We start from the raw sequence: 17,977 nt of genomic DNA on the forward strand, positions 1-17,977 counted from the left end.
AGTTCGTGGCGCGGAGGCGGGGATGAGCGGCGAGGGCGTCGAACGCGCGGCGGCGGATGCCCTGGCGCGCGAGACGAAGCGGGCGCCGGTCGCGCTCGAGGAGGTGACGGAGGACGGCACGTTCGAGGGCTATGCGAGCCTGTTCGGCAAGGCCGACCTGTCGGGCGACGTGATCGAGCCCGGCGCCTTCGCGGCGAGCCTGAGGAAGCGGGGGCCTTCGCGCATCAGGATGCTGTGGCAGCACGAGCCTTCCGAGCCGATCGGCGTGTGGATTTCGATCGCGGAGGACCGCCGCGGCCTGAAGGTCGCGGGGCGGCTGACGCCGGAGGTCATGCGCGCCCGCGAGGTCCTGGCGCTGATGCGCGAGGGCGGCCTCGACGGGCTGTCGATCGGCTTCCGCACGATCCGCGCCAGGCGCGACCGGCGGACGGGCCTGAGGCATCTCCTCGAGGTCGACCTCTGGGAGATCTCGGTGGTGACCTTCCCGATGCTCGACGAGGCGCGGGTGGGCCAGGTGAAGCGCTCGCCCTGGGCCCGCGGCCCCGGCGACGAGGCGGCGATCAGACGTGCCGCGGCGGCGCTGCGGCGGGCGATGTGACGGACGTTTTCCTTCATGACGAGAGGATCTTGAGGATGGGCATGACGAACGGGCTCGCGCCGGAGATCAAGGCGGCGGGCGGGGCCGGCAGGGGCGAGATCGGCGAGGCGTTCGACGATTTCCTGAGGGCCTTCGAGGCCTTCAAGGAGACGAACGACGAGCGGCTCGGCCAGATCGAGACGCGCATGTCGGCCGACGTGGTGACGGTCGAGAAGATGGAGCGCATCAACCGGGCGCTCGACGAGCACCAGAGGGTGGTCGACGGGCTGGTGCTGAAGGCGAAGCGGCCGGCGCTTCAGGGCGAGGGGCGCGACGTCTCGCAGGCGAGCCTGCAGCACAAGGCGGCCTTCGAGGCCTATGTCAGGCGCGGCGCCGACGGCGAGCTCGCGCGGCTCGAGGCGAAGGCGATGTCGGTCGCCTCGAACCCGGACGGCGGCTATCTCGTGCCGGAGGAGACGGAGGCCGAGATCGGCCGGCTCCTGTCGCAGGCCTCGCCGATCCGGGCCATCGCCGACGTGAGGCAGATGAGCGCCTCGACCTACAGGAAGCCGTTCTCGACGACGGGCTTCCAGTCGGGCTGGGTCGGCGAGACGGCGAGCCGGCCGCAGACGACGACGCCGACGCTCGACGAACTGAGCTTCCCGGCGATGGAGCTCTACGCCATGCCGGCGGCGACGCAGACGCTGCTCGACGACAGTGCCGTCGACCTCGACCGCTGGATCGCCGAGGAGGTGCAGACGGCCTTCGCGGAACAGGAAGGCACGGCTTTCGTGACCGGCGACGGCGCGAACAAGCCGACCGGCTTCCTCTCCTACGACACGGCGGCGGAAGGCTCCTGGGCCTGGGGGAAGATCGGCCATGTCGCCACCGGGGCGGCGGGCGCCTTCCCGGCGTCGAACCCCTCGGACAGGCTGATCGACCTGATCTACGCGCTGAAGTCGGGCTACCGGCAGAACGCGCATTTCGTGATGAACCGGAAGACGCAAGGGGCGATCCGCAAGTTCAAGGACGGCGACGGCAACTATATCTGGCAGCCGGCGGCGACGGCGGGCGGCACGGCGAGTCTGATGGGCTTTCCCGTAACGGAAGCCGAGGACATGCCGGATATCGGCGCGGACGAGACGGCGATCGCCTTCGGCGATTTCCGCCGGGGCTACCTGATCGTCGACCGGCTGGGCGTCAGGATCCTGCGCGATCCGTATTCGGCGAAGCCCTACGTGCTGTTCTACGCGACGAAGCGCGTGGCCGGCGGCGTGCAGGACTTCGACGCGATCAAGCTGATGAAGTTCGCGGCAAGCTGAGGCCGACAGCGAAGATGCGAAAAGCGGGCCGCGGGTGGTAGACTGCCCGCGGCCTGTGCGGGGCGATCCAGGGCGAAACGAAGAGCACTCTCGAACAGTCCATCTGCGTTGACATCTGTTAACAGAAATACCATCTTCAGGGCATGCGATGAATAGACCGCGCCATCCGGACAAGGATGTCGAGGAGGCCGTCAGGTACGCCGAATCGCGTGGATGGACGTGGCGCAAGATGGGCCATTGGGGCCGACTGTTCTGCGCGCATGCCGAACGCGACGGGTGCCAGATCGGGGTGAACGGCACGCCTCGTAACGGCGGCGCCCACGCCAGGCAGATTCGTCGAGCCGTCGATCGATGCCCCCACGACGAGAACGGGTCGGAAGATGAGAACGTATGAGTTTTCCATCATCGCGTCGGGTCTGGATCCGAGCGACGAGCAGTTCGAAGCCCGCTTCTACGATGCTGGTTGCGACGATGCTCTCGTCTCGTTCCAGAGGGGGCGCATCATCGTCGACTTCGCCCGCGAGGCTTCCTCGATCGAGGAAGCGATCTCCTCGGCCATCGAAAATGTCCTTGCGGCCGGCGCGACGGTCGAGCGCGTGGAGCCCGACCCTCTGGTCAGCCTGACGGAGATCGCCTCGCGCACCGGGCTGACGAGAGCCGCAGTGACGCAGTATGCCAAGGGGCAGCGCGCCAGCGGTTTCCCGGGCCCGGTGGCTCGCGTGACCTCGGGGAGCCCGCTCTGGGACTGGGTTACCGTGTCCAGGTGGCTCTATTCGCAGAAGAAGTTGAGCCGAGACGAGGTGATCGAGGCCCAAGTGGTCAAGGCCGTCAATGACGCTCTCGGCACTGGCGGCCTCGCGGACTTGAGAAAGAGCCTGAAAGTGCGTGCCCGCGAATGTGAGGCGGCCCTCTAGCGGCCAAGCTTGGACGCCAGTCTCCATGACGATTCCGGGCTCCGCCTCCAGCGGGGTTCTTCGTTGGGCCCACGTTTCCGAGGCGAAACACCGAGCGCGTGGTGAAACTGGGCTGCGCGCTCGCCGAGCGCGGTCGAGCCGCGTCGGGGTCGACGAAGACCACGTAGGATCCGGCGCGGCACAGGCCGCGTAGGACATCACGGTTCTCCTGAAACCTCCCTGCCTGCACTGGCCCCGTCGATCCTCGGCGGGGCCTTTTCGTTTTCCGGAGCCATCTCATGACGCTCTTTCTCGTGAACCCGCCTGCGGCGGAGCCGGTCTCGCTCGCCGAGGCGAAGGCGTTTCTCAAGGTCGAGACGGACGACGAGGACGTGCTGATCGGCACGCTGATCGCGGCGGCGCGGCTTCACGTCGAGGCGGCGACCAGGCGGGTGCTCATGAGCCAGGGGTGGCGCCTGGTGCTCGACGGCTGGCCGCCGCGGCGCAGGATCGAGATCCCGCTCTCGCCCGTCCGCAGCGTCGACCAGATCATGGTCTACGACGACGCGGGCGACCCGACGGTGCTGCCGGAGACGGAGTGGCTGGCGGACGCGGTGTCGTTTCCGGCGCGGATCTATGTGCGCGAGGCGATGGAGCCGACTGCGGCCTTCAACGGCATCGAGATCGACCTGACGGCCGGCTACGGCCCCGATCCGGCCGACGTGCCGGAGGGCCTGCGGCTGGCGATCCTGCAGCTCGTGGCGCAGTGGCACGAGACCCGCGAGCCGGTGGCGTTCGGGGCGGTCAGCGAGGTGCCGGAGGCGGTGCGGGCGCTGACGGCGCCCTACCGGGCGCTGGCGCTGTGAGCGGCATCGGACGCTTGAGGCACCGGGTGCGGCTGGAGGCGCCGGTCACGGCGGATGACGGCTCGGGCGGGACGACGGCGAGCTGGAACCTCGTGACGACGCTGTGGGCGCGGGTCGAGCCGCTGTCGGCGGTCGAGCGGCTGACGGCGGAGCGATTGGAAGCCGCCGTGACGCACCGCGTGACGATCCGGCACCGGGCGGGCGTGACGCACCGGATGCGCTTCGTGCTCGGCACGCGGGTGCTGGAGATCCGGGGCATCCGCGATCTCGAGGAGCGGCACCGGTATCTCGAACTCACCTGCGAGGAGGTTTCGCCATGAGTGCGGCGCTTGCGCTTCAGACGGCGGTGATCGCGACGCTCCGTGCGGATGCCGTGCTCGCGGGGCTCGTGGGCGACGCGGTGCATGACGGGGCGCCGCAGAACGCGGGCCTTCCCCATGTCGCGCTCGGCGACTTCACGACGCTGCCCTGGGACACGGCGAGCGAGGACGGGGAGGAGCACCGCGCGACGCTTCTCTCCTGGTCGCGCAAAGGCGGGCGGCGCGAGATCCACGAGATCAATGCCGCGCTGATCGCCGCGCTCCACGGGGCGGATCTCGCCGTGGCGGGGCACGCGCTCGTCGACCTCAGGGTGACCGGGGCCGACGCGCGCCGCGAGGCCGACGGGAAGACCTGGCGCGGCCGGGTGCGGCTCGTGGCGTTCACGGAGCCCGCCTGAGCGGGGCCGGAACCCGGCGATCAGGGGCCTATCCCCGTGTGGCCCCTGGGCCCCGGGTCAAGCCCGGGGCACGCCGAGGGGGCGGCGGACAGGCACATCCAACCAACCCATGAGGACATCGACATGACGGCTCAACGGGGGCGGGACCTTCTGTTGAAGGTCGACGCGGACGGGGACGGCGGCTTCGTGACGGTCGCGGGCTTGAGGACGCGGACGCTCGTCTTCAACGCCCAGACGATCGACATCACCGACATCGCCTCGGCGGGGCAGTGGCGGGAGCTTCTCGACGGCGGCGGCATCAGGCGCTGCGCCATCTCGGGCGCCGGCATCTTCAAGGACCAGGCGTCGGACGCCGCGATCCGCCAGTGCTTCTTCGACGGCACGATCCGCGACTGGCAGGTGACGATCCCCGATTTCGGGCGGATCGAGGGGCCTTTCCAGATCGCGAGCCTCGAGTTCGGCGCGCGCCACGACGCTGAGCTGACCTTCGACATCGCGCTCGAATCGGCCGGCGCGATGGGCTTCACCGCGATCTGAGGAGGACGAGATGGCGAACCGGCTGCGGGGCGAGGTCGAGGCGGTGCTCGACGGGGAGAGGCGGACGCTGTGCCTGACGCTCGGCGCGCTGGCGGAGCTCGAGACGGCGCTGAAGGCGGACGATCTCGGCGCCCTGGCGCGGCGCTTCGGCGAGGGGCGGCTGAAGGCGCGCGAGGCGATCGCCGTGATCGGCGCGGGCTTGCGCGGCGCAGGCCAGGCAGTCGGCGACGACGAGGTGGCGGCGATGCGGATCGACGGCGGGGCGGCGGGCTTCGTGCGCCTCGTCGGGCAACTGCTCGAGGCGACCTTCGAGGGCGGCGAGGCATGAGGGGCGACGTCGAGCGGCTCGCCGGCCTCGCCGTGGCGGCGCTGCGGCTGCCGGCGCGCGAGGTGTGGGCGATGACGCCGCGCGAGGTGGCGATGGCGCTTCGAGCGCTGCGGCCGCAGGAGGCGGGGCCGCCGGGCCGGAGCGAGCTTCAGGCGCTGATGGCGCGGTTTCCCGATGGAGGCGAGGCATGAACCCGTTCGAGGACGACGAGCTGACCGTGCCGGTGCGCGCGGATCTGAGCGCGTTCGAGGCCGATCTCGTGGCGGCGACCAGGCTCGCGGACCGCTTCGGCACGGCGATCGGCGGCGCCTTCGAGGGGGCGATCCTGAAAGGCAAGGCGTTCGGCGACGTGCTGCGGGAGCTGGCGCTGAGGCTGTCGCGGCTGGCGCTCGACGCGGCGCTGAAACCGCTGGAGCAGTCGCTGTCGGCGGGGATCCTGGGGCTCGTCGGCGGGGCGCTGCCCTTCGCGAGGGGCGGGGCGTTCAGCGGTGGCGAGGTGGTGAGCCAGCCGACGCTGTTCGGCCTGTCGGGCGGACGGCGCGGCGTGATGGGCGAGGCGGGGCCTGAAGCCGTGCTGCCGCTGGCGCGCGGGGCGGACGGCCGGCTCGGCGTGCAGGCGGGCGCGGGTGGGGCGGTGACGATCAACTTCAACGTGACGAGCCCGGATGCCGGCTCGTTCCGTGCGGCCGAGGGCCAGATCCAGGCGCTGCTGGCGCGGGCTGCGGCGCGCGGGCGGCGGAACCTCTAGGGGGGCGGCGGCATGACATTTCACGAGGTGCGATTTCCGCCTGCCATCTCCCGCGGCGCATCTGGCGGGCCGGAGCGGCGGACGGACGTGGTGACGCTGGGGTCGGGCCACGAGGAGCGCAACATGCGCTGGGCGGATTCGCGGCGGCGCTACAATGCGGGCTACGGGCTGAAGGGCGTCGACGACCTGCACGCCGTCATCGCCTTCTTCGAGGAGAGGCGCGGGCGCGGGCACGGCTTCCGGTTCAAGGACTGGGCCGACTTCAAGTCGTGCGCGCCGCGGGGGACGCCCGCCGCGACCGACCAGGTGCTGGGGGAGGGCGACGACGGCACCACGGAATTCAAGCTCGTGAAGACCTATGGCGCGGGCCTTGCGCCGTGGGTGCGGACGATCTCGAAGCCCGTTTCCGGCACGGTGGTCGTGGCGCTCGACGGGGTGGCGCAGGGCTCCGGCTGGTCGGTCGACGAGACGACGGGGCTCGTGACCTTCGAGACGGCGCCGGACGAGGGCGTGGCGGTGAGCGCGGGCTTCGAGTTCGACGTGCCGGTGCGCTTCGACACCGACCGGATCGAGGTGGTGCTGCCGCATTTCGAGCACGGGGAGATCCCGTCGATCCCGCTCGTGGAGATCAGGCCATGAAGACGCTGTCGCCGGAGCTCGCCGCGCATCTGGCGGGCGGCGTGACGACGCTCTGCTGGTGCTGGAAGCTGACGCGCACGGACGGCGTCACGATGGGCTTCACCGACCACGACCGGCCGGTGGTCTTCGGCGGCGTGAGCTACGAGGCGGAATCCGGGTTCACGGCGAGCGAGGTGCAGTCGAGCCTGGGGCTGTCGGTCGACAATCTCGACGTGGCCGGCGCCTTGTCCTCTGACCGGATCGAGGAGGGCGACATCCGCGGCGGGCTCTATGACGGGGCCGACGTCGAGATCTGGCGGGTGAACTGGGCCGCGCCCGAGCAGCGCGTGCTGATGCGCAAGGGCTCGATCGGCGAGATCCGCCGCTCGGCGCTCGCCTTCACCGCCGAGATGCGCGGCCTCGCGCACCGGCTCGAGCAGGCGCAGGGGCGGACCTTCCAGAGGATGTGCGACGCCGATCTCGGCGACGGCAGGTGCAAGGCGGCGGTGTCGGCCGCCGCGGGAACGGTCCTGTCGTCGAGCGACGACAGGCTCCTGCGCTGCGAGGGGCTTGCGGCCTTCGACGGCGGCCGGTTCCGGCACGGGCGGCTCGTCTGGACAAGCGGGGCGAATGCGGGGCTCCAGGCCGAGGTCCGGGCGCACCGGGCCGGGACGGTCGCGGTGCTCGAACTGTGGGAGCGGACGGCGCATGGGGTCGAGCCGGGCGATGCGTTCGACGTCTTCCCCGGCTGCGACAAGACGATGGCGACCTGCCGGGACCGGTTCGACAACCTGATGAACTTCCGCGGCTTCCCGCACATGCCGGGCAACGACCGCGCCTTCGGCTATGTCGCCGGCGAGAGCGGAGAGCACGATGGCGGCTCGTTCTTCAACTGAGGCGCCGGGAGAAGCCGGCGCTGCGGCGGGCGGCCCCTGGATCCCGGGTCAAGCCCGGGAAACGGGCAGTGCGTGCTGGGTGGCGCCGACGCGGGCCGCGCTGGTCGCGGAGGCGCGGGGGTGGATCGGCACGCCGTATCACCACCAGGCGTCGCGCCGGGGCGCGGGGTGCGACTGCTTCGGCCTCGTGCGCGGGGTGTGGCGGGCCTTCTATGGGCCGGAGCCGGTGGCGGTGCCGGCCTACACGAAGGACTGGGGCGACGTGACGGGGGTCGAGACGATGCTCGATAGCGCGCGGGCGCATCTCGTCGAACGGGCGGTCTCCGAGCGGGAGCCGGGCGACGTGCTCGTCTTCCGCATGCGGCGGGGGATCGCGAAGCATGCCGGCATCCTCACGGGGGAAGCGACCTTCGTCCACGCGACGGAGCGGGCCGTCGTGGCGGAGGTGCCGCTCGATCCCTTCTGGCGCGGCCGGATCGCGGCCGTCTTCTCCTTTCCCGGCGTGGAGTGACCCGACATGGCGACGCTCGTCCTCTCCTCCGTCGGCGGCGCGATCGGCACGGCGCTCGCGGGACCCTTCGGCGGCCTCGTCGGCCGGGCGCTCGGCGGGCTCGCGGGCTATGCCGTCGACCGCACGATCCTGATGCCGGGCGGCGGCACGCAGACGGTCGCCGGGCACCGGCTGACGAACGTGCAGATCACGACCTCGACCGAAGGGGCGGCGGTGAACCGGGTGATCGGCCGGGCGCGGATCGGCGGGCAGATGATCTGGGCGACCAGGTTCGAGGAGGAGGTGGTCGTCGAGGAGCAGGAGGTCGGCGGCGGCAAGGGCCTCGGCGGCGGCGGCACGACGGTCAGGACCGAGACCTATCTCTATTACGCGAACTTCGCCGTCGCCTTCTGCGAGGGGCCGGTGGCGCGGATCGGGCGCATCTGGGCCGACGGCAAGGAGGTCGACCAGGAGCTCGTGACGATCCGCCGGCACCTGGGGACGGAGGACCAGGCGCCGGACTCGCTGATCGTCGCGAAGGAGGGGGCGGGCGAGGTGCCTTCCTATCGCGGCATCGCCTATCTCGTCTTCGAGCGGCTGCCGCTCGAGGATTACGGCAACCGTATCCCGATGGTGACGGCGGAGATCTTCCGGCCCGTCGGGCGGCTCGAGAGCCGGATCCGCGGCGTCTCGATCATCCCCGGCGCGACGGAGTTCGGCTACTCGACGTCGATCATCACGAAGGTGTTCGCGCAGGGCGAGAGCCGCATCGAGAACCGCCACACGAAGCTGCCGGGATCCTCGTTCGAGGCCTCGCTCGACATGCTCGAGGCGCTGGCGCCGAACGTCGAGACGGTGACGCTCGTCGTCGCCTGGTTCGGCACGGACTTGAGGTGCGGGGCTTGCGAGATCGTGCCGAAGGTCGAGACCTGGCTGAAGGTGACGCGCTCGGAGGGCTCGATCCTCTATCCCTGGCTCGTCGGCGGCCAGCTCCGGCTCTTCACGCCGGTCGTGTCGAGCCATGACGGCACGCCCGCCTATGGCGGCAGCCCGAGCGATATCACGGTGGTGCAGGCGATAAAGGAGCTGAAAGCCCGCGGCTACCGCGTGCTCGTCTATCCCTTCGTGATGATGGACGTGCCCGCCGGCAACACCCGGCCGGACCCCTATTCCGACGAGGCGGCGGCGGTGGGGCAGCCGGCCTATCCCTGGCGCGGCCGCATCACCTGCTCGCCGGCGCCGGGCTTCGCCGGATCGCCCGACAGGACGGCGGATGCCGCGAGCCAGGTCGCAGCCTTCATGGGCAGCGCGACGGCCGGCCAGTTCACCTGGCTCGGGGTCACCGTCCTCTATGGCGGCGGCGAGAAGAGCTACAGCCGCTTCATCCTGCACATGGCGACGCTCGCGAAGGCGGGCGGGGCGGACGCCTTCGCGATCGGCTCGGAGATGGTGGGGATGACGACGGTGCGCTCGGGCGCTTCCACCTATCCCTTCGTCGAGGCGCTCAGAGGTCTGGCGGCGGAGGCGCGGACGATCCTCGGGCCCGGCGTGAAGATCGGCTACGCGGCGGACTGGTCGGAGTATCACAGCCACCGGCCGGGCGACGGCTCGGGCGACGTCTTCTTCCACCTCGATCCGCTCTGGGCCGACGACAACATCGACTTCGTCGGGATCGACAACTACCTGCCGCTCGCCGACTGGCGCGACGGCACGGAGCATCTCGACTTCGATCCGGACGGGCCGACGACGATCTACGACCGCGACTATCTCCGCGCGAACGTCGAGGGCGGCGAGTATTACGACTGGTTCTATGCGAGCCCGGCCGACCGGGAGGCGCAGGCGCGGACCTCCATCGCCGACACCGCGCATGGCGAGCACTGGGTCTTCCGCAACAAGGATATCCGCAACTGGTGGGCGAACGCGCACCACGACCGGCCGGGTGGCGCGAGGCAGGCGGGCGCGACGGCCTGGGTGCCGCAATCGAAGCCCGTCTGGTTCACGGAGGTCGGGTGCCCGGCGGCCGACAAGGGCGCGAACCAGCCGAACGTCTTCTGGGACCCGAAGTCCTCCGAGAGCTTCCTGCCGCACTTCTCGTCCGGCGCGCGCGACGACGCGATGCAGCGGGCCTATCTCGAGGCGATGATCGGCTACTGGGAGGAGGCGGAGAACAATCCGCTCTCGACCGTCTACGGCGGGCCGATGATCGATCCCGGCAACATCGCCGTCTGGACGTGGGACGCGCGGGTGCCGCCCTCCTTCCCGCTCGACGACGCGCAATGGGCGGACGGGCCGAACTGGACGCTCGGCCACTGGATCTCGGGAAGGCTCGGCGCGGCGCCCGCGGCGGAGGCGGTCGAGGAGATCGCGCGCATGTACGGCGTCGAGGGCGACGTCGCGCTCGAGCCGATGGCGGGCGTCGTCGACGGGGTGGTGCTCGACCAGGTGATGAGCGCGCGGGCGGCGCTCGAGGCGCTGGAGCCCGCCTATCTCTTCGCCGCCGTCGAGAGCGAGGGGAAGATCCGCGTCCGCTCCCGCGAGGGCGCCGCGCCCCGGGTCGTGCTCGAGGCTGGGGATCTCGTGGAAGAGGGCGAGGCCGAGCCCTGGCGCAAGGTCCGGGCGCAGGAGACGGAGCTGCCGGCGGTCGTGAAGATCGCCTACGGCGAGTTCGCGAGCGACGACCAGCCGGGCGGGGTCGAGGCGCGGCGGACGACCGGCGGCTCCCGCGCCGTGCGCGAGGTGAGCCTGCCCTGCATGCTGGGCGAGGACCGGGCGCGGGCGATCGCCGAGACGCTCCTGCGCGAGGCCTGGGTCGGCCGCGAGGGGCTGACGATGACGCTGCCGCCCTCGCTGATCGCGCTCGATCCGGGCGACGTGATCCGCTTCGCGGAGGCCGGCAACGAGACCTGGCGCATCGCCGGGATCACCGACGGGCTCGGGCGGCGGGCCGAGCTCGTGCGGACGCAAGCGGGCCTCTCGGGCGGGATCGCCGCGCCGGCGCGCTCGGGCGCGAGGACGGACCAGTCGGTGCTCGGGCCGCCGGCGCTCGTCTTCCTCGACGGGCCTCTGCTGCGCGACGGCGACGACGACTGGCGCGGCTATGTCGGGGCCTATGCCTCGCCCTGGGCGGGCGGCGTCGCGCTCTACCGCTCGCCGGAAGCAGAGGGCTTCGCGCTCGACAGCGTGCTCGGCGCGCCGGTGCGGCTCGGCGAGCTCGCCGCCGACTTCCACAGCGGCCCCGCCTGGCGATGGGACCGGGTGAACGCGCTCCAGGTGACGCTGACCTCCGGCATCCTCACCTCGGCGAGCGAGATCCAGGTGCTGAACGGGGCGAACGCGATTGCCGTCGAAAATGCGGACGGCGAGTGGGAGGTGGTGCAGTTCCGCGATGCGGAACTCATTGCGCCCCGCACCTACCGGCTGACGAGCCTCCTGCGCGGTCAGCGGGGCACCGAGCACGCGATGCGGGACCCGGTCGCGGCGGCGGCGCGGGTCGTCGTGCTCGACGGCTCGCTCAGCCAGCCGCGCATTCCCCCGGCGCTCGTCGGCCTGCCTCTGAACTGGCGGGCCGGGCCGGCGCGGCGGCCGGTGACGGACACGAGCTATCTGCCGCTCGAGCACACGATCACGGGCAAGGCGCGGCGGCCGCTCGCGCCGGTGCATCTGAAGGCCAGGCGAGGGCCGGGCGGGGACATCACGCTCTCCTGGGTGCGGCGGACACGGCGCGGCGGCGACAGCTGGGACAACGCCGAGGTGCCGCTCGGCGAGGAGGCGGAGGCCTACGAGGTCGGGGTCCTCGACGGCGGGGCGGTGGTGCGGACGCTTCACGCCGCGGCGCCGGCGGCCGTCTACACGGCGGCGCAGCAGGCGGCGGACTTCGGCGCGCCGGTCGACACGCTCGACTGGCGGGTCGTCCAGACGAACGCGGCTGGGCCCGGCATCGCCGCCAGCACCACTTCGGTTCCCTGAGGCTCGTCGATAGGCAAGGCCCGTCGGGCGGCCCCTGGGTCCCGGCTCGGGGGCCGGGACACGCCGAGGTTGGGGCCGAGGCGGTGCCATGGGCACGGCGTGCCCCGGACCTGATCCGGGGCCCAGAGCGGCTTGCGCCGAATTCCCGAGAAGGAAGGATGAAATGGCGGACACACCCAATCTCGGCCTGCCGGAGATCGCGGCGAGCCAGGCGCAGAAGCACGTGACGCACAACGAGGCGCTGCGGATCCTCGACGCGGTTGTGCAGCTCGCCGTCCTCGACCGCGACCTCGCCGAGCCGCCGGCCGCGCCGGATGACGGCGACCGCTACATCGTGGGGCCGAGCGCGACGGGAGCGTGGGCGGGGCACGAGAACGAGGTCGCCATAGTCGTGGACGGCGCGTGGTCGTTCGTCCAGCCGCGCCCCGGATGGGCCGCCTTCGTCGTCGACGAGGCACAGCTTCTCTACTGGACCGGCTCGCAGTGGACGGTGTTCGGCGAGGTCATCTCCGTCCTGCAGAACCTGACCCGTCTCGGCATCGGCACGACGGCCGACGCGACGAACCCGTTCGCGGCGAAGCTGAACAAGGCGCTCTGGACGGCGCTGACATCAAGCGAGGGCGGGGACGGGAGCTTGCGCTACACGCTCAACAAGGAGGGTGCGGGCGACGTCCTCTCCTTCCTCCTCCAGTCGAACTGGTCGGGCCGCGCAGAGCTCGGCCTGATCGGCGACGACGACCTGTCGCTGAAGGTCTCGGGCGACGGGGCGGCGTGGCGGGAGGCGCTGCGGGTGAACCGCCACTCCGGCCGGCTGCGGCTCGGCAAGCGAGCTTACGTCCGCAGCCCGAACGTGCCGCAGCGGCGGCACGTGACCTCGAGCGCCTGGGTCGCCTCGACGAGCGCCGCGGACAACAACTGGATCTCCGTGGCCTGGGCGGGCGACCTCGGACTCTTCTGCGCCGTCGCGATCACCGGCACCGGCAACCGGGTGATGACCTCGCCGGACGGCATCGCTTGGACGGCACGCACGAGCGCGGCCGACAACAACTGGACGTCGGTCGCGTGGTCGCCCGAGCTGCGCCTGTTCGCGGCGGTCGCGGCGAGCGGCACCGGCAACCGGGTGATGACCTCGCCGGACGGCGTGACCTGGACGATCCGGACGAGCGGCGCCGACAACGACTGGCAGTCCGTGTGCTGGTCGGCCGAGCGGGGCCTCTTCTGCGCCGTCGCCTCGTCGGGCAGCAGCCGGGTGATGACCTCGCAGGACGGCGTCAACTGGACGGCCCACGCGACGCCCGGCCTCAATCGCGCCTGGTACAGCGTGTGCTGGGCAGCCGACCTCGGGCTCTTCTGCTCGGTCGCCGCGAACGCCGTCTCCGACAACGTCATGACCTCGCCCGACGGCATCAACTGGGCGCTGCACACGAACCCGACCGGCAACACGCTTCGGGCCGTGTGCTGGTCGCCGGAGCTCGGCCTGTTCGTCGCCGTCGCCATCGTCGGAACCGGTAACCGCGTGACCACGAGCCCCGACGGGGTGACGTGGACGGCGCGCACGAGCGCCGCCGACAACAACTGGCGCGCCGTCGCCTGGGCGCCGGAGATCGGCCTCTTCGCCGCCGTCTCCGACAGCGGCACAGGCAACCGGGTGATGACCTCGCCGGACGGCATCGCCTGGACGGCCCGGACGAGCGCCGCCGACAACGGCTGGTTCGGCCTCGCCTGGGCGGGCGAGCTCGGCCTCTTCTGCGCCGTCGGCCTCACCGGCACCGGCAACAGGGCGATGACCAGCGTCTCCGCCCACTCATACCCCTACAGGAGCTGATGCGGGCGAGCCGGCCGGGGCCGGCCGAGGACGCACGAGGCAGGACCACACAGCCCGCCGGCATCCCGCCCGGCGGGCTTTTTCATGTCTTCAAAGGGAGATCCCGATGGCAGCCAGCAACTGGCCGCAGTGCTTCGGCGCGACGCTGAGGCACGAGGGCGGCTATGTCGACCATCCCGCCGACCCCGGCGGAGCGACCAATCTCGGCATCACGATCCGGACGCTGTCGGCCTGGCTCGGCCGGCCGGCGACGAAGGCGGAGGTGAAGGCGCTGACGCCGGAGGCCGTGCGGCCGATCTACCGCCGGACCTACTGGGACGCGGTGCGCGGCGACGACCTGCCGGCGGGGGTCGACCTCGTGACCTACGACGCGGCGGTGAATTCCGGGCCAGCGCGCGGCGCGAAATGGACGCAGGCCGCCTGCGGCGCGCGCGGGGACGGGATCATCGGCCCGCTGACCCTCGGCGCGCTTCGCGCGGCGGATGCGGCGACCGTGATCAGGAAGGCGACCGACAGGCGCCTCGCCTTCCTCCAGGGGCTGAAGACCTGGCACGTCTTCGGCCGGGGCTGGGGGCGCCGGGTCGGCGAGATCAGGGCCGAGGCGCTCCTGATGGCGGGCGCCTCGCCGGCGAAAGTCCAGGCCGACGCCGCCGGCGTCGAGGGGGCCGCTCGGGCTGACGCCGGCAGGGCGGCCGCGGCAGGCACGGCGGGCGGTGGCGGCGCGGTGGCGGGCGAGCAGATCGCGGGGACCGACTGGGCCGCGATGGCCGGCCTCGGGATCGCCACGCTCCTGCTCGTCGCCCTGTGCGTGCTCTTCGCGCTGCGGAGCCGTGGCCGGCGGCAGGCAGCGGCCGCGATGAGGTCGCTCGTCACGTACCGGGAGGAGGTGTGATGCTGTCGAACCACCGCAAGCTCGTGGCGTGCCTCGTGGGCCTGGCGCTCATCTTCGTGAAGGACCACACCGGCATCGACCTGACGCAACAGGAGGACGTCGTCGTCACGCTCGTCCTCAACGCGCTGACGGCGGCGTCCGTGTGGTATTTCGCGAACGAGAAGCGGGCCTAGACCCGTCGTGGAACGGGGCAGGCCGCGGCTCCATTGATCAAAGCCGGCCGCGCGGGCATTCTTTCCGGGCGGCGGCGCGTCATTCATCCGCGGTTCAGCCCTCTTCATCTACAAAGGCGCTCATGAAACGCCTCATCCGCCGCCTCATCTGCGTCGCGCCGCTGCCGGTCCTGCTGGCTGCGGCCGCACCGCCCGAATTGCCGCCGTCGCTGTTCGTGCAGGCGTCGGGGAGCTGCGCCCACGCCGCCGCCGAAGCCGCCCGGCAGGGCGGAGAGGTGATCGGCTCGCCGCAGCTCACGAACCGGGGCGGCCAGCAGGTCTGCGTGGTGACGATCCTCATCCGCAAGCCCGGCTCGCCGCCCGTGCGCCGCCAGATCGTCGTTCCCGCCCGCTAGGAAGGTCCCTCATGCGTGTTCTCGTGGTGGAGGACGATCCGGATCTGAACCGCCAGCTCGCCGGCGCGCTGAAGGAGGCGGGCTATGCCGTCGACACGGCGGCAGACGGCGAGGAAGGCCACTTTCTCGGCGACACCGAGCCCTACGACGCGGTGGTGCTCGACATCGGCCTGCCGGGCATGGACGGGCTGCGCGTGCTCGAGGCGTGGCGCGAGGCGGGCCGCAACATGCCGGTCTTGATCCTGACGGCGCGCGACCGCTGGAGCGACAAGGTCGCCGGCATCGACGCGGGCGCCGACGACTATGTCGCGAAGCCCTTCCACATGGAAGAGGTGCTGGCCCGCGTCCGCGCGCTCCTGCGCCGCGCGGCGGGGCACGCCACGAGCGAGATCGCCTGCGGGCCGGTGCGTCTCGACACGCGCTCCTCGCGCGTCTCCGTCGACGGCAACCCCGTGAAGCTGACCTCGCTCGAGTACCGGCTCCTGTCCTACCTCATGCACCACAAGGACCGGGTGGTTTCCCGCACGGAGCTCGTGGAGCACCTCTACGACCAGGACTTCGACCGGGATTCCAACACGATCGAGGTGTTCGTGGGGCGGCTGAGAAAGAAGATCCCCGGCGACCAGATCGAGACGGTGCGGGGCCTGGGGTACCGGATGAACGATGGCGCAGGCTGAAGAGCCGGCCGCACGAGGATGGCGCCAGAAATGGGACGCCACGTCGCTCGCCTTCCGGCTGTTCCTGCTCGCCACCGGCTGGAGCCTCCTCGCGCTGCTCGTCGCGGGCGTCGTCCTGTCGACCTGGTACCGCTCGACGGTCGAGCGGGGGTTCCAGACGCTGCTCGACGTCTACAGCCTGAACCTCGTCGCCTCGGTCGAGCAGAATGAGGGCGGCCTGCTCAGCGGGACGCCCAATCTCGGCGAGCCGCGCTTCTCGTCGTTCCAATCCGGCTGGTACTGGCAGGTGCAGGTGGCGGGCTCTCCCGGGCCCGGCATCGGCTCTCCCTCGCTGGCGGGATCGCGGCTCGAGATGCCGCCTCCGCGGGACGCGCCCTACGACCGCGAGTTCCGCCGCGACGCGGTGATCGAGGGGCCCGGCGGCCGCAGCCTTCTGGCGGTGGAGCGCGTCGTCATCTTCGACACGACGGGCGACCGCCTGAACTTCCTCGTCGCCGGCGACCTCGGAGACGTCGAGGCGGAGCTCACAGCCTTCCGCAACCGGCTGATCATCGTCTTCGCCGTGCTGGGGGCCGGGCTCGTGACGATCTCCGTCGCGCAGGTGCGAGTGGGCCTCAGGCCGCTGCGGCGGCTCAGGCTCGCCCTCTCGGCCATTCGCGAGGGCGAGGCGGCGCATCTCGAAGGCGAGTATCCGCCGGAGATCATGCCGCTCGTGCGCGAGCTGAACGGTCTGATGGCGGCGAACACGAAGATCATCGAACGCGCCCGCACCCATGTCGGCAACCTGGCGCACGCCCTGAAGACGCCGCTCTCGGTGCTGATGAACGAGGCGCGGGCCGACGGCGGCAGGCTGTCCGGCAAGGTGCTCGAGCAGAGTGCCATCATGCGCCACCAGCTCGACCTCTACCTGGAGCGGGCCCGCATGGCGGGTCGCACCCGCGTCCTCGGCGCCACGATCGAGGTGAAGCCGGTGCTCGACGCACTCGCGCGCACCATGGAACGGATCCACGAGGACCGCGGCATCAGCGTCGTCGCCGAGTGCCCGGAGCGGGTGCGGTTCCAGGGCGAGCAGCAGGACCTCGAGGAGATCCTCGGGAACCTCGTCGACAATGCCTGCAAATGGGCGCGGGCACTGGTGCGGGTGGAGGTGCGGCCCGTCGGCCAGTCACAGATCGAGATCGTCATCGACGACGACGGCGCGGGCCTCGCCGCGGGGCAACGCGAGGAGGCGCTGAAGCGCGGGCGGCGGCTCGACACGTCGCGGCCGGGCTCGGGCCTCGGCCTCTCGATCGTCAGCGAGCTGGTCGAGCTCTACGAAGGAAGCCTGACGCTGGAGGAGGCCCCCGGGCGGGGGCTTCGGGCGAGGGTCGTCCTGCCGCGAGCATGAGGAGCTTGATCGTCATCTTCCGGCCCGAATCGGCAGGCTGAGGTGTCGCCGGGCACGAAATCGCGCTAACACCTTGGCGCAGGCTCGAGATCTCCAGGAGGGCAATGAAGGTGAAGAACAGCATCAAGTTCGCGGTCGTGATCGTCGGGGGGCTGTCGCTCGTCGGCTGCAACAATCCGAACGAAACAGCGGGCACGCTGATCGGCGCGACGGCTGGCGGCCTGATCGGCAACCAGTTCGGCTCCGGCTCGGGCCGCGCGGCGGCGACGGCCGTGGGCATCCTCGCGGGCGGCCTCATCGGCAACCGCATCGGCCAGTCGCTCGACGAGCAGGCGCGCCAGCGGGCCTACGAGGCCGAGTACCAGGCGCTGCAGTACGGCCCCGCCGGCAGCCCGGTCGTGTGGCGCAGCCCCAACAGCAACGTCTATGGCGAGGTGGTCCCCGGACCCGCCTACCAGCGCGCCGGCGTCGATTGCCGCAGCTACACCCACACGATCTACATCGAGGGTCGCCCGCAGGTCGCCGAAGGCACCGCCTGCCGCAATCCGAACGGCACCTGGAGCCCGGTGGGCTGAGGCTTCGACCGCGACGGCCGGGCGCAGCTTCCGCGAGCGCCCGGCTAACCGGGCGTTAACCATCTTCGTTTGAGATGGATTAAAGGTTCAGATC

At 71.3% G+C, this 17,977-nt stretch carries 21 protein-coding genes; all 21 read left to right on the forward strand.

All coding sequences use genetic code 11. The features are described 5' to 3' along the window. The first annotated feature begins 22 nt into the window (after window positions 1–22). The 21 genes from N177_RS18955 (at window position 23) to N177_RS19050 (ending at window position 17,883) form a co-directional block, all read left to right on the forward strand. Window positions 23–598 carry an HK97 family phage prohead protease gene (locus N177_RS18955; RefSeq protein WP_023434037.1) on the forward strand — a complete coding sequence of 192 codons (576 nt, stop codon included), beginning with the start codon at window positions 23–25 and terminating at the stop codon, window positions 596–598. A gap of 35 nt (window positions 599–633) precedes the next feature. Beyond that, entirely contained in the window at window positions 634–1,899 is a 1,266-nt protein-coding gene (locus N177_RS18960) for a phage major capsid protein (RefSeq protein WP_023434038.1), read from the forward strand. Between the two features lie 380 nt (window positions 1,900–2,279). Next, the gene (locus tag N177_RS18965) at window positions 2,280–2,813 is read left to right on the forward strand and encodes a helix-turn-helix transcriptional regulator (RefSeq protein ID WP_023434039.1); all 534 of its coding nucleotides are present in this window, start codon (window positions 2,280–2,282) and stop codon (window positions 2,811–2,813) included. 278 nt (window positions 2,814–3,091) lie between these two features. Continuing rightward, window positions 3,092–3,658 (forward strand): head-tail connector protein, encoded by a 567-nt coding sequence (locus tag N177_RS18970; protein ID WP_023434040.1) that lies wholly within the window; start codon window positions 3,092–3,094, stop codon window positions 3,656–3,658. Further along, window positions 3,655–3,978 carry a phage head closure protein gene (locus N177_RS18975; protein ID WP_040486178.1) on the forward strand — a complete coding sequence of 108 codons (324 nt, stop codon included), beginning with the start codon at window positions 3,655–3,657 and terminating at the stop codon, window positions 3,976–3,978. Before N177_RS18970 ends, N177_RS18975 begins: the two co-directional genes overlap by 4 nt. After that, a complete protein-coding gene (locus N177_RS18980) occupies window positions 3,975–4,376 on the forward strand; it encodes a DUF3168 domain-containing protein (RefSeq protein WP_023434042.1) in 402 nt (133 codons plus the stop codon). The genes N177_RS18975 and N177_RS18980 overlap by 4 nt, the downstream gene beginning before the upstream one ends. A 123-nt stretch (window positions 4,377–4,499) precedes the next feature. Next, the gene (locus N177_RS18985; RefSeq protein WP_023434043.1) at window positions 4,500–4,913 is read left to right on the forward strand and encodes a phage major tail protein, TP901-1 family; all 414 of its coding nucleotides are present in this window, start codon (window positions 4,500–4,502) and stop codon (window positions 4,911–4,913) included. A gap of 10 nt (window positions 4,914–4,923) precedes the next feature. Further along, window positions 4,924–5,241 (forward strand): gene transfer agent family protein, encoded by a 318-nt coding sequence (locus N177_RS18990; RefSeq protein ID WP_023434044.1) that lies wholly within the window; start codon window positions 4,924–4,926, stop codon window positions 5,239–5,241. Then, window positions 5,238–5,432, forward strand: coding sequence for a phage tail assembly chaperone (locus N177_RS18995; RefSeq protein WP_023434045.1), 195 nt, complete (start codon window positions 5,238–5,240; stop codon window positions 5,430–5,432). The genes N177_RS18990 and N177_RS18995 overlap by 4 nt, the downstream gene beginning before the upstream one ends. Beyond that, window positions 5,429–5,989, forward strand: coding sequence for a phage tail tape measure protein (locus N177_RS19000; protein ID WP_023434046.1), 561 nt, complete (start codon window positions 5,429–5,431; stop codon window positions 5,987–5,989). Before N177_RS18995 ends, N177_RS19000 begins: the two co-directional genes overlap by 4 nt. A 12-nt stretch (window positions 5,990–6,001) precedes the next feature. Beyond that, window positions 6,002–6,628, forward strand: coding sequence for a DUF2460 domain-containing protein (locus N177_RS19005; RefSeq protein WP_040486179.1), 627 nt, complete (start codon window positions 6,002–6,004; stop codon window positions 6,626–6,628). Next, window positions 6,625–7,503 (forward strand): DUF2163 domain-containing protein, encoded by an 879-nt coding sequence (locus N177_RS19010; RefSeq protein ID WP_023434048.1) that lies wholly within the window; start codon window positions 6,625–6,627, stop codon window positions 7,501–7,503. The genes N177_RS19005 and N177_RS19010 overlap by 4 nt, the downstream gene beginning before the upstream one ends. A 79-nt stretch (window positions 7,504–7,582) precedes the next feature. Beyond that, the gene (locus tag N177_RS19015; protein WP_023434049.1) at window positions 7,583–8,014 is read left to right on the forward strand and encodes an NlpC/P60 family protein; all 432 of its coding nucleotides are present in this window, start codon (window positions 7,583–7,585) and stop codon (window positions 8,012–8,014) included. 6 nt (window positions 8,015–8,020) lie between these two features. Beyond that, the gene (locus N177_RS19020; RefSeq protein WP_023434050.1) at window positions 8,021–11,959 is read left to right on the forward strand and encodes a baseplate multidomain protein megatron; all 3,939 of its coding nucleotides are present in this window, start codon (window positions 8,021–8,023) and stop codon (window positions 11,957–11,959) included. Window positions 11,960–12,122: 163 nt separating this feature from the next. Beyond that, entirely contained in the window at window positions 12,123–13,784 is a 1,662-nt protein-coding gene (locus N177_RS20805; protein ID WP_023434051.1) for a DUF2793 domain-containing protein, read from the forward strand. Between the two features lie 106 nt (window positions 13,785–13,890). After that, the gene (locus tag N177_RS19030; RefSeq protein WP_023434052.1) at window positions 13,891–14,676 is read left to right on the forward strand and encodes a glycoside hydrolase family 108 protein; all 786 of its coding nucleotides are present in this window, start codon (window positions 13,891–13,893) and stop codon (window positions 14,674–14,676) included. After that, window positions 14,676–14,849 carry a hypothetical protein gene (locus tag N177_RS21760; protein WP_023434053.1) on the forward strand — a complete coding sequence of 58 codons (174 nt, stop codon included), beginning with the start codon at window positions 14,676–14,678 and terminating at the stop codon, window positions 14,847–14,849. Before N177_RS19030 ends, N177_RS21760 begins: the two co-directional genes overlap by 1 nt. Before the next feature lie 122 nt (window positions 14,850–14,971). Beyond that, on the forward strand, window positions 14,972–15,244 hold the full coding sequence (locus N177_RS19035) for a hypothetical protein (RefSeq protein WP_023434054.1): 273 nt from the start codon (window positions 14,972–14,974) through the stop codon (window positions 15,242–15,244). Window positions 15,245–15,255: 11 nt separating this feature from the next. Then, on the forward strand, window positions 15,256–15,921 hold the full coding sequence (locus N177_RS19040; protein WP_023434055.1) for a response regulator transcription factor: 666 nt from the start codon (window positions 15,256–15,258) through the stop codon (window positions 15,919–15,921). Then, window positions 15,908–17,308: an ATP-binding protein gene (locus N177_RS19045; RefSeq protein WP_023434056.1), complete on the forward strand. Its 1,401-nt coding sequence runs from the start codon at window positions 15,908–15,910 to the stop codon at window positions 17,306–17,308. Before N177_RS19040 ends, N177_RS19045 begins: the two co-directional genes overlap by 14 nt. A 104-nt stretch (window positions 17,309–17,412) precedes the next feature. Next, window positions 17,413–17,883, forward strand: a complete 471-nt coding sequence (locus N177_RS19050) for a glycine zipper 2TM domain-containing protein (protein ID WP_023434057.1) — start codon at window positions 17,413–17,415, stop codon at window positions 17,881–17,883. Window positions 17,884–17,977 lie beyond the last annotated feature (94 nt).

The organism is Lutibaculum baratangense AMV1 (genome assembly GCF_000496075.1).
Taxonomy (GTDB): domain Bacteria; phylum Pseudomonadota; class Alphaproteobacteria; order Rhizobiales; family Tepidamorphaceae; genus Lutibaculum; species Lutibaculum baratangense.

Bases quoted from the DNA above. Each gene is read 5' to 3' on its own strand.
- N177_RS19045 (WP_023434056.1), top strand. From the start codon at position 15,908: ATGGCGCAGGCTGAAGAGCCGGCCGCACGAGGATGGCGCCAGAAATGG.
- N177_RS19000 (WP_023434046.1), top strand. From the start codon at position 5,429: ATGAACCCGTTCGAGGACGACGAGCTGACCGTGCCGGTGCGCGCGGAT.
- N177_RS19035 (WP_023434054.1), top strand. From the start codon at position 14,972: ATGAAACGCCTCATCCGCCGCCTCATCTGCGTCGCGCCGCTGCCGGTC.
- N177_RS18980 (WP_023434042.1), top strand. From the start codon at position 3,975: ATGAGTGCGGCGCTTGCGCTTCAGACGGCGGTGATCGCGACGCTCCGT.
- N177_RS19020 (WP_023434050.1), top strand. From the start codon at position 8,021: ATGGCGACGCTCGTCCTCTCCTCCGTCGGCGGCGCGATCGGCACGGCG.
- N177_RS18955 (WP_023434037.1), top strand. From the start codon at position 23: ATGAGCGGCGAGGGCGTCGAACGCGCGGCGGCGGATGCCCTGGCGCGC.
- N177_RS18960 (WP_023434038.1), top strand. From the start codon at position 634: ATGGGCATGACGAACGGGCTCGCGCCGGAGATCAAGGCGGCGGGCGGG.
- N177_RS19040 (WP_023434055.1), top strand. From the start codon at position 15,256: ATGCGTGTTCTCGTGGTGGAGGACGATCCGGATCTGAACCGCCAGCTC.
- N177_RS18995 (WP_023434045.1), top strand. From the start codon at position 5,238: ATGAGGGGCGACGTCGAGCGGCTCGCCGGCCTCGCCGTGGCGGCGCTG.
- N177_RS19010 (WP_023434048.1), top strand. From the start codon at position 6,625: ATGAAGACGCTGTCGCCGGAGCTCGCCGCGCATCTGGCGGGCGGCGTG.
- N177_RS18985 (WP_023434043.1), top strand. From the start codon at position 4,500: ATGACGGCTCAACGGGGGCGGGACCTTCTGTTGAAGGTCGACGCGGAC.
- N177_RS19005 (WP_040486179.1), top strand. From the start codon at position 6,002: ATGACATTTCACGAGGTGCGATTTCCGCCTGCCATCTCCCGCGGCGCA.
- N177_RS21760 (WP_023434053.1), top strand. From the start codon at position 14,676: ATGCTGTCGAACCACCGCAAGCTCGTGGCGTGCCTCGTGGGCCTGGCG.
- N177_RS19050 (WP_023434057.1), top strand. From the start codon at position 17,413: ATGAAGGTGAAGAACAGCATCAAGTTCGCGGTCGTGATCGTCGGGGGG.
- N177_RS19030 (WP_023434052.1), top strand. From the start codon at position 13,891: ATGGCAGCCAGCAACTGGCCGCAGTGCTTCGGCGCGACGCTGAGGCAC.
- N177_RS20805 (WP_023434051.1), top strand. From the start codon at position 12,123: ATGGCGGACACACCCAATCTCGGCCTGCCGGAGATCGCGGCGAGCCAG.
- N177_RS18965 (WP_023434039.1), top strand. From the start codon at position 2,280: ATGAGAACGTATGAGTTTTCCATCATCGCGTCGGGTCTGGATCCGAGC.
- N177_RS18990 (WP_023434044.1), top strand. From the start codon at position 4,924: ATGGCGAACCGGCTGCGGGGCGAGGTCGAGGCGGTGCTCGACGGGGAG.
- N177_RS18970 (WP_023434040.1), top strand. From the start codon at position 3,092: ATGACGCTCTTTCTCGTGAACCCGCCTGCGGCGGAGCCGGTCTCGCTC.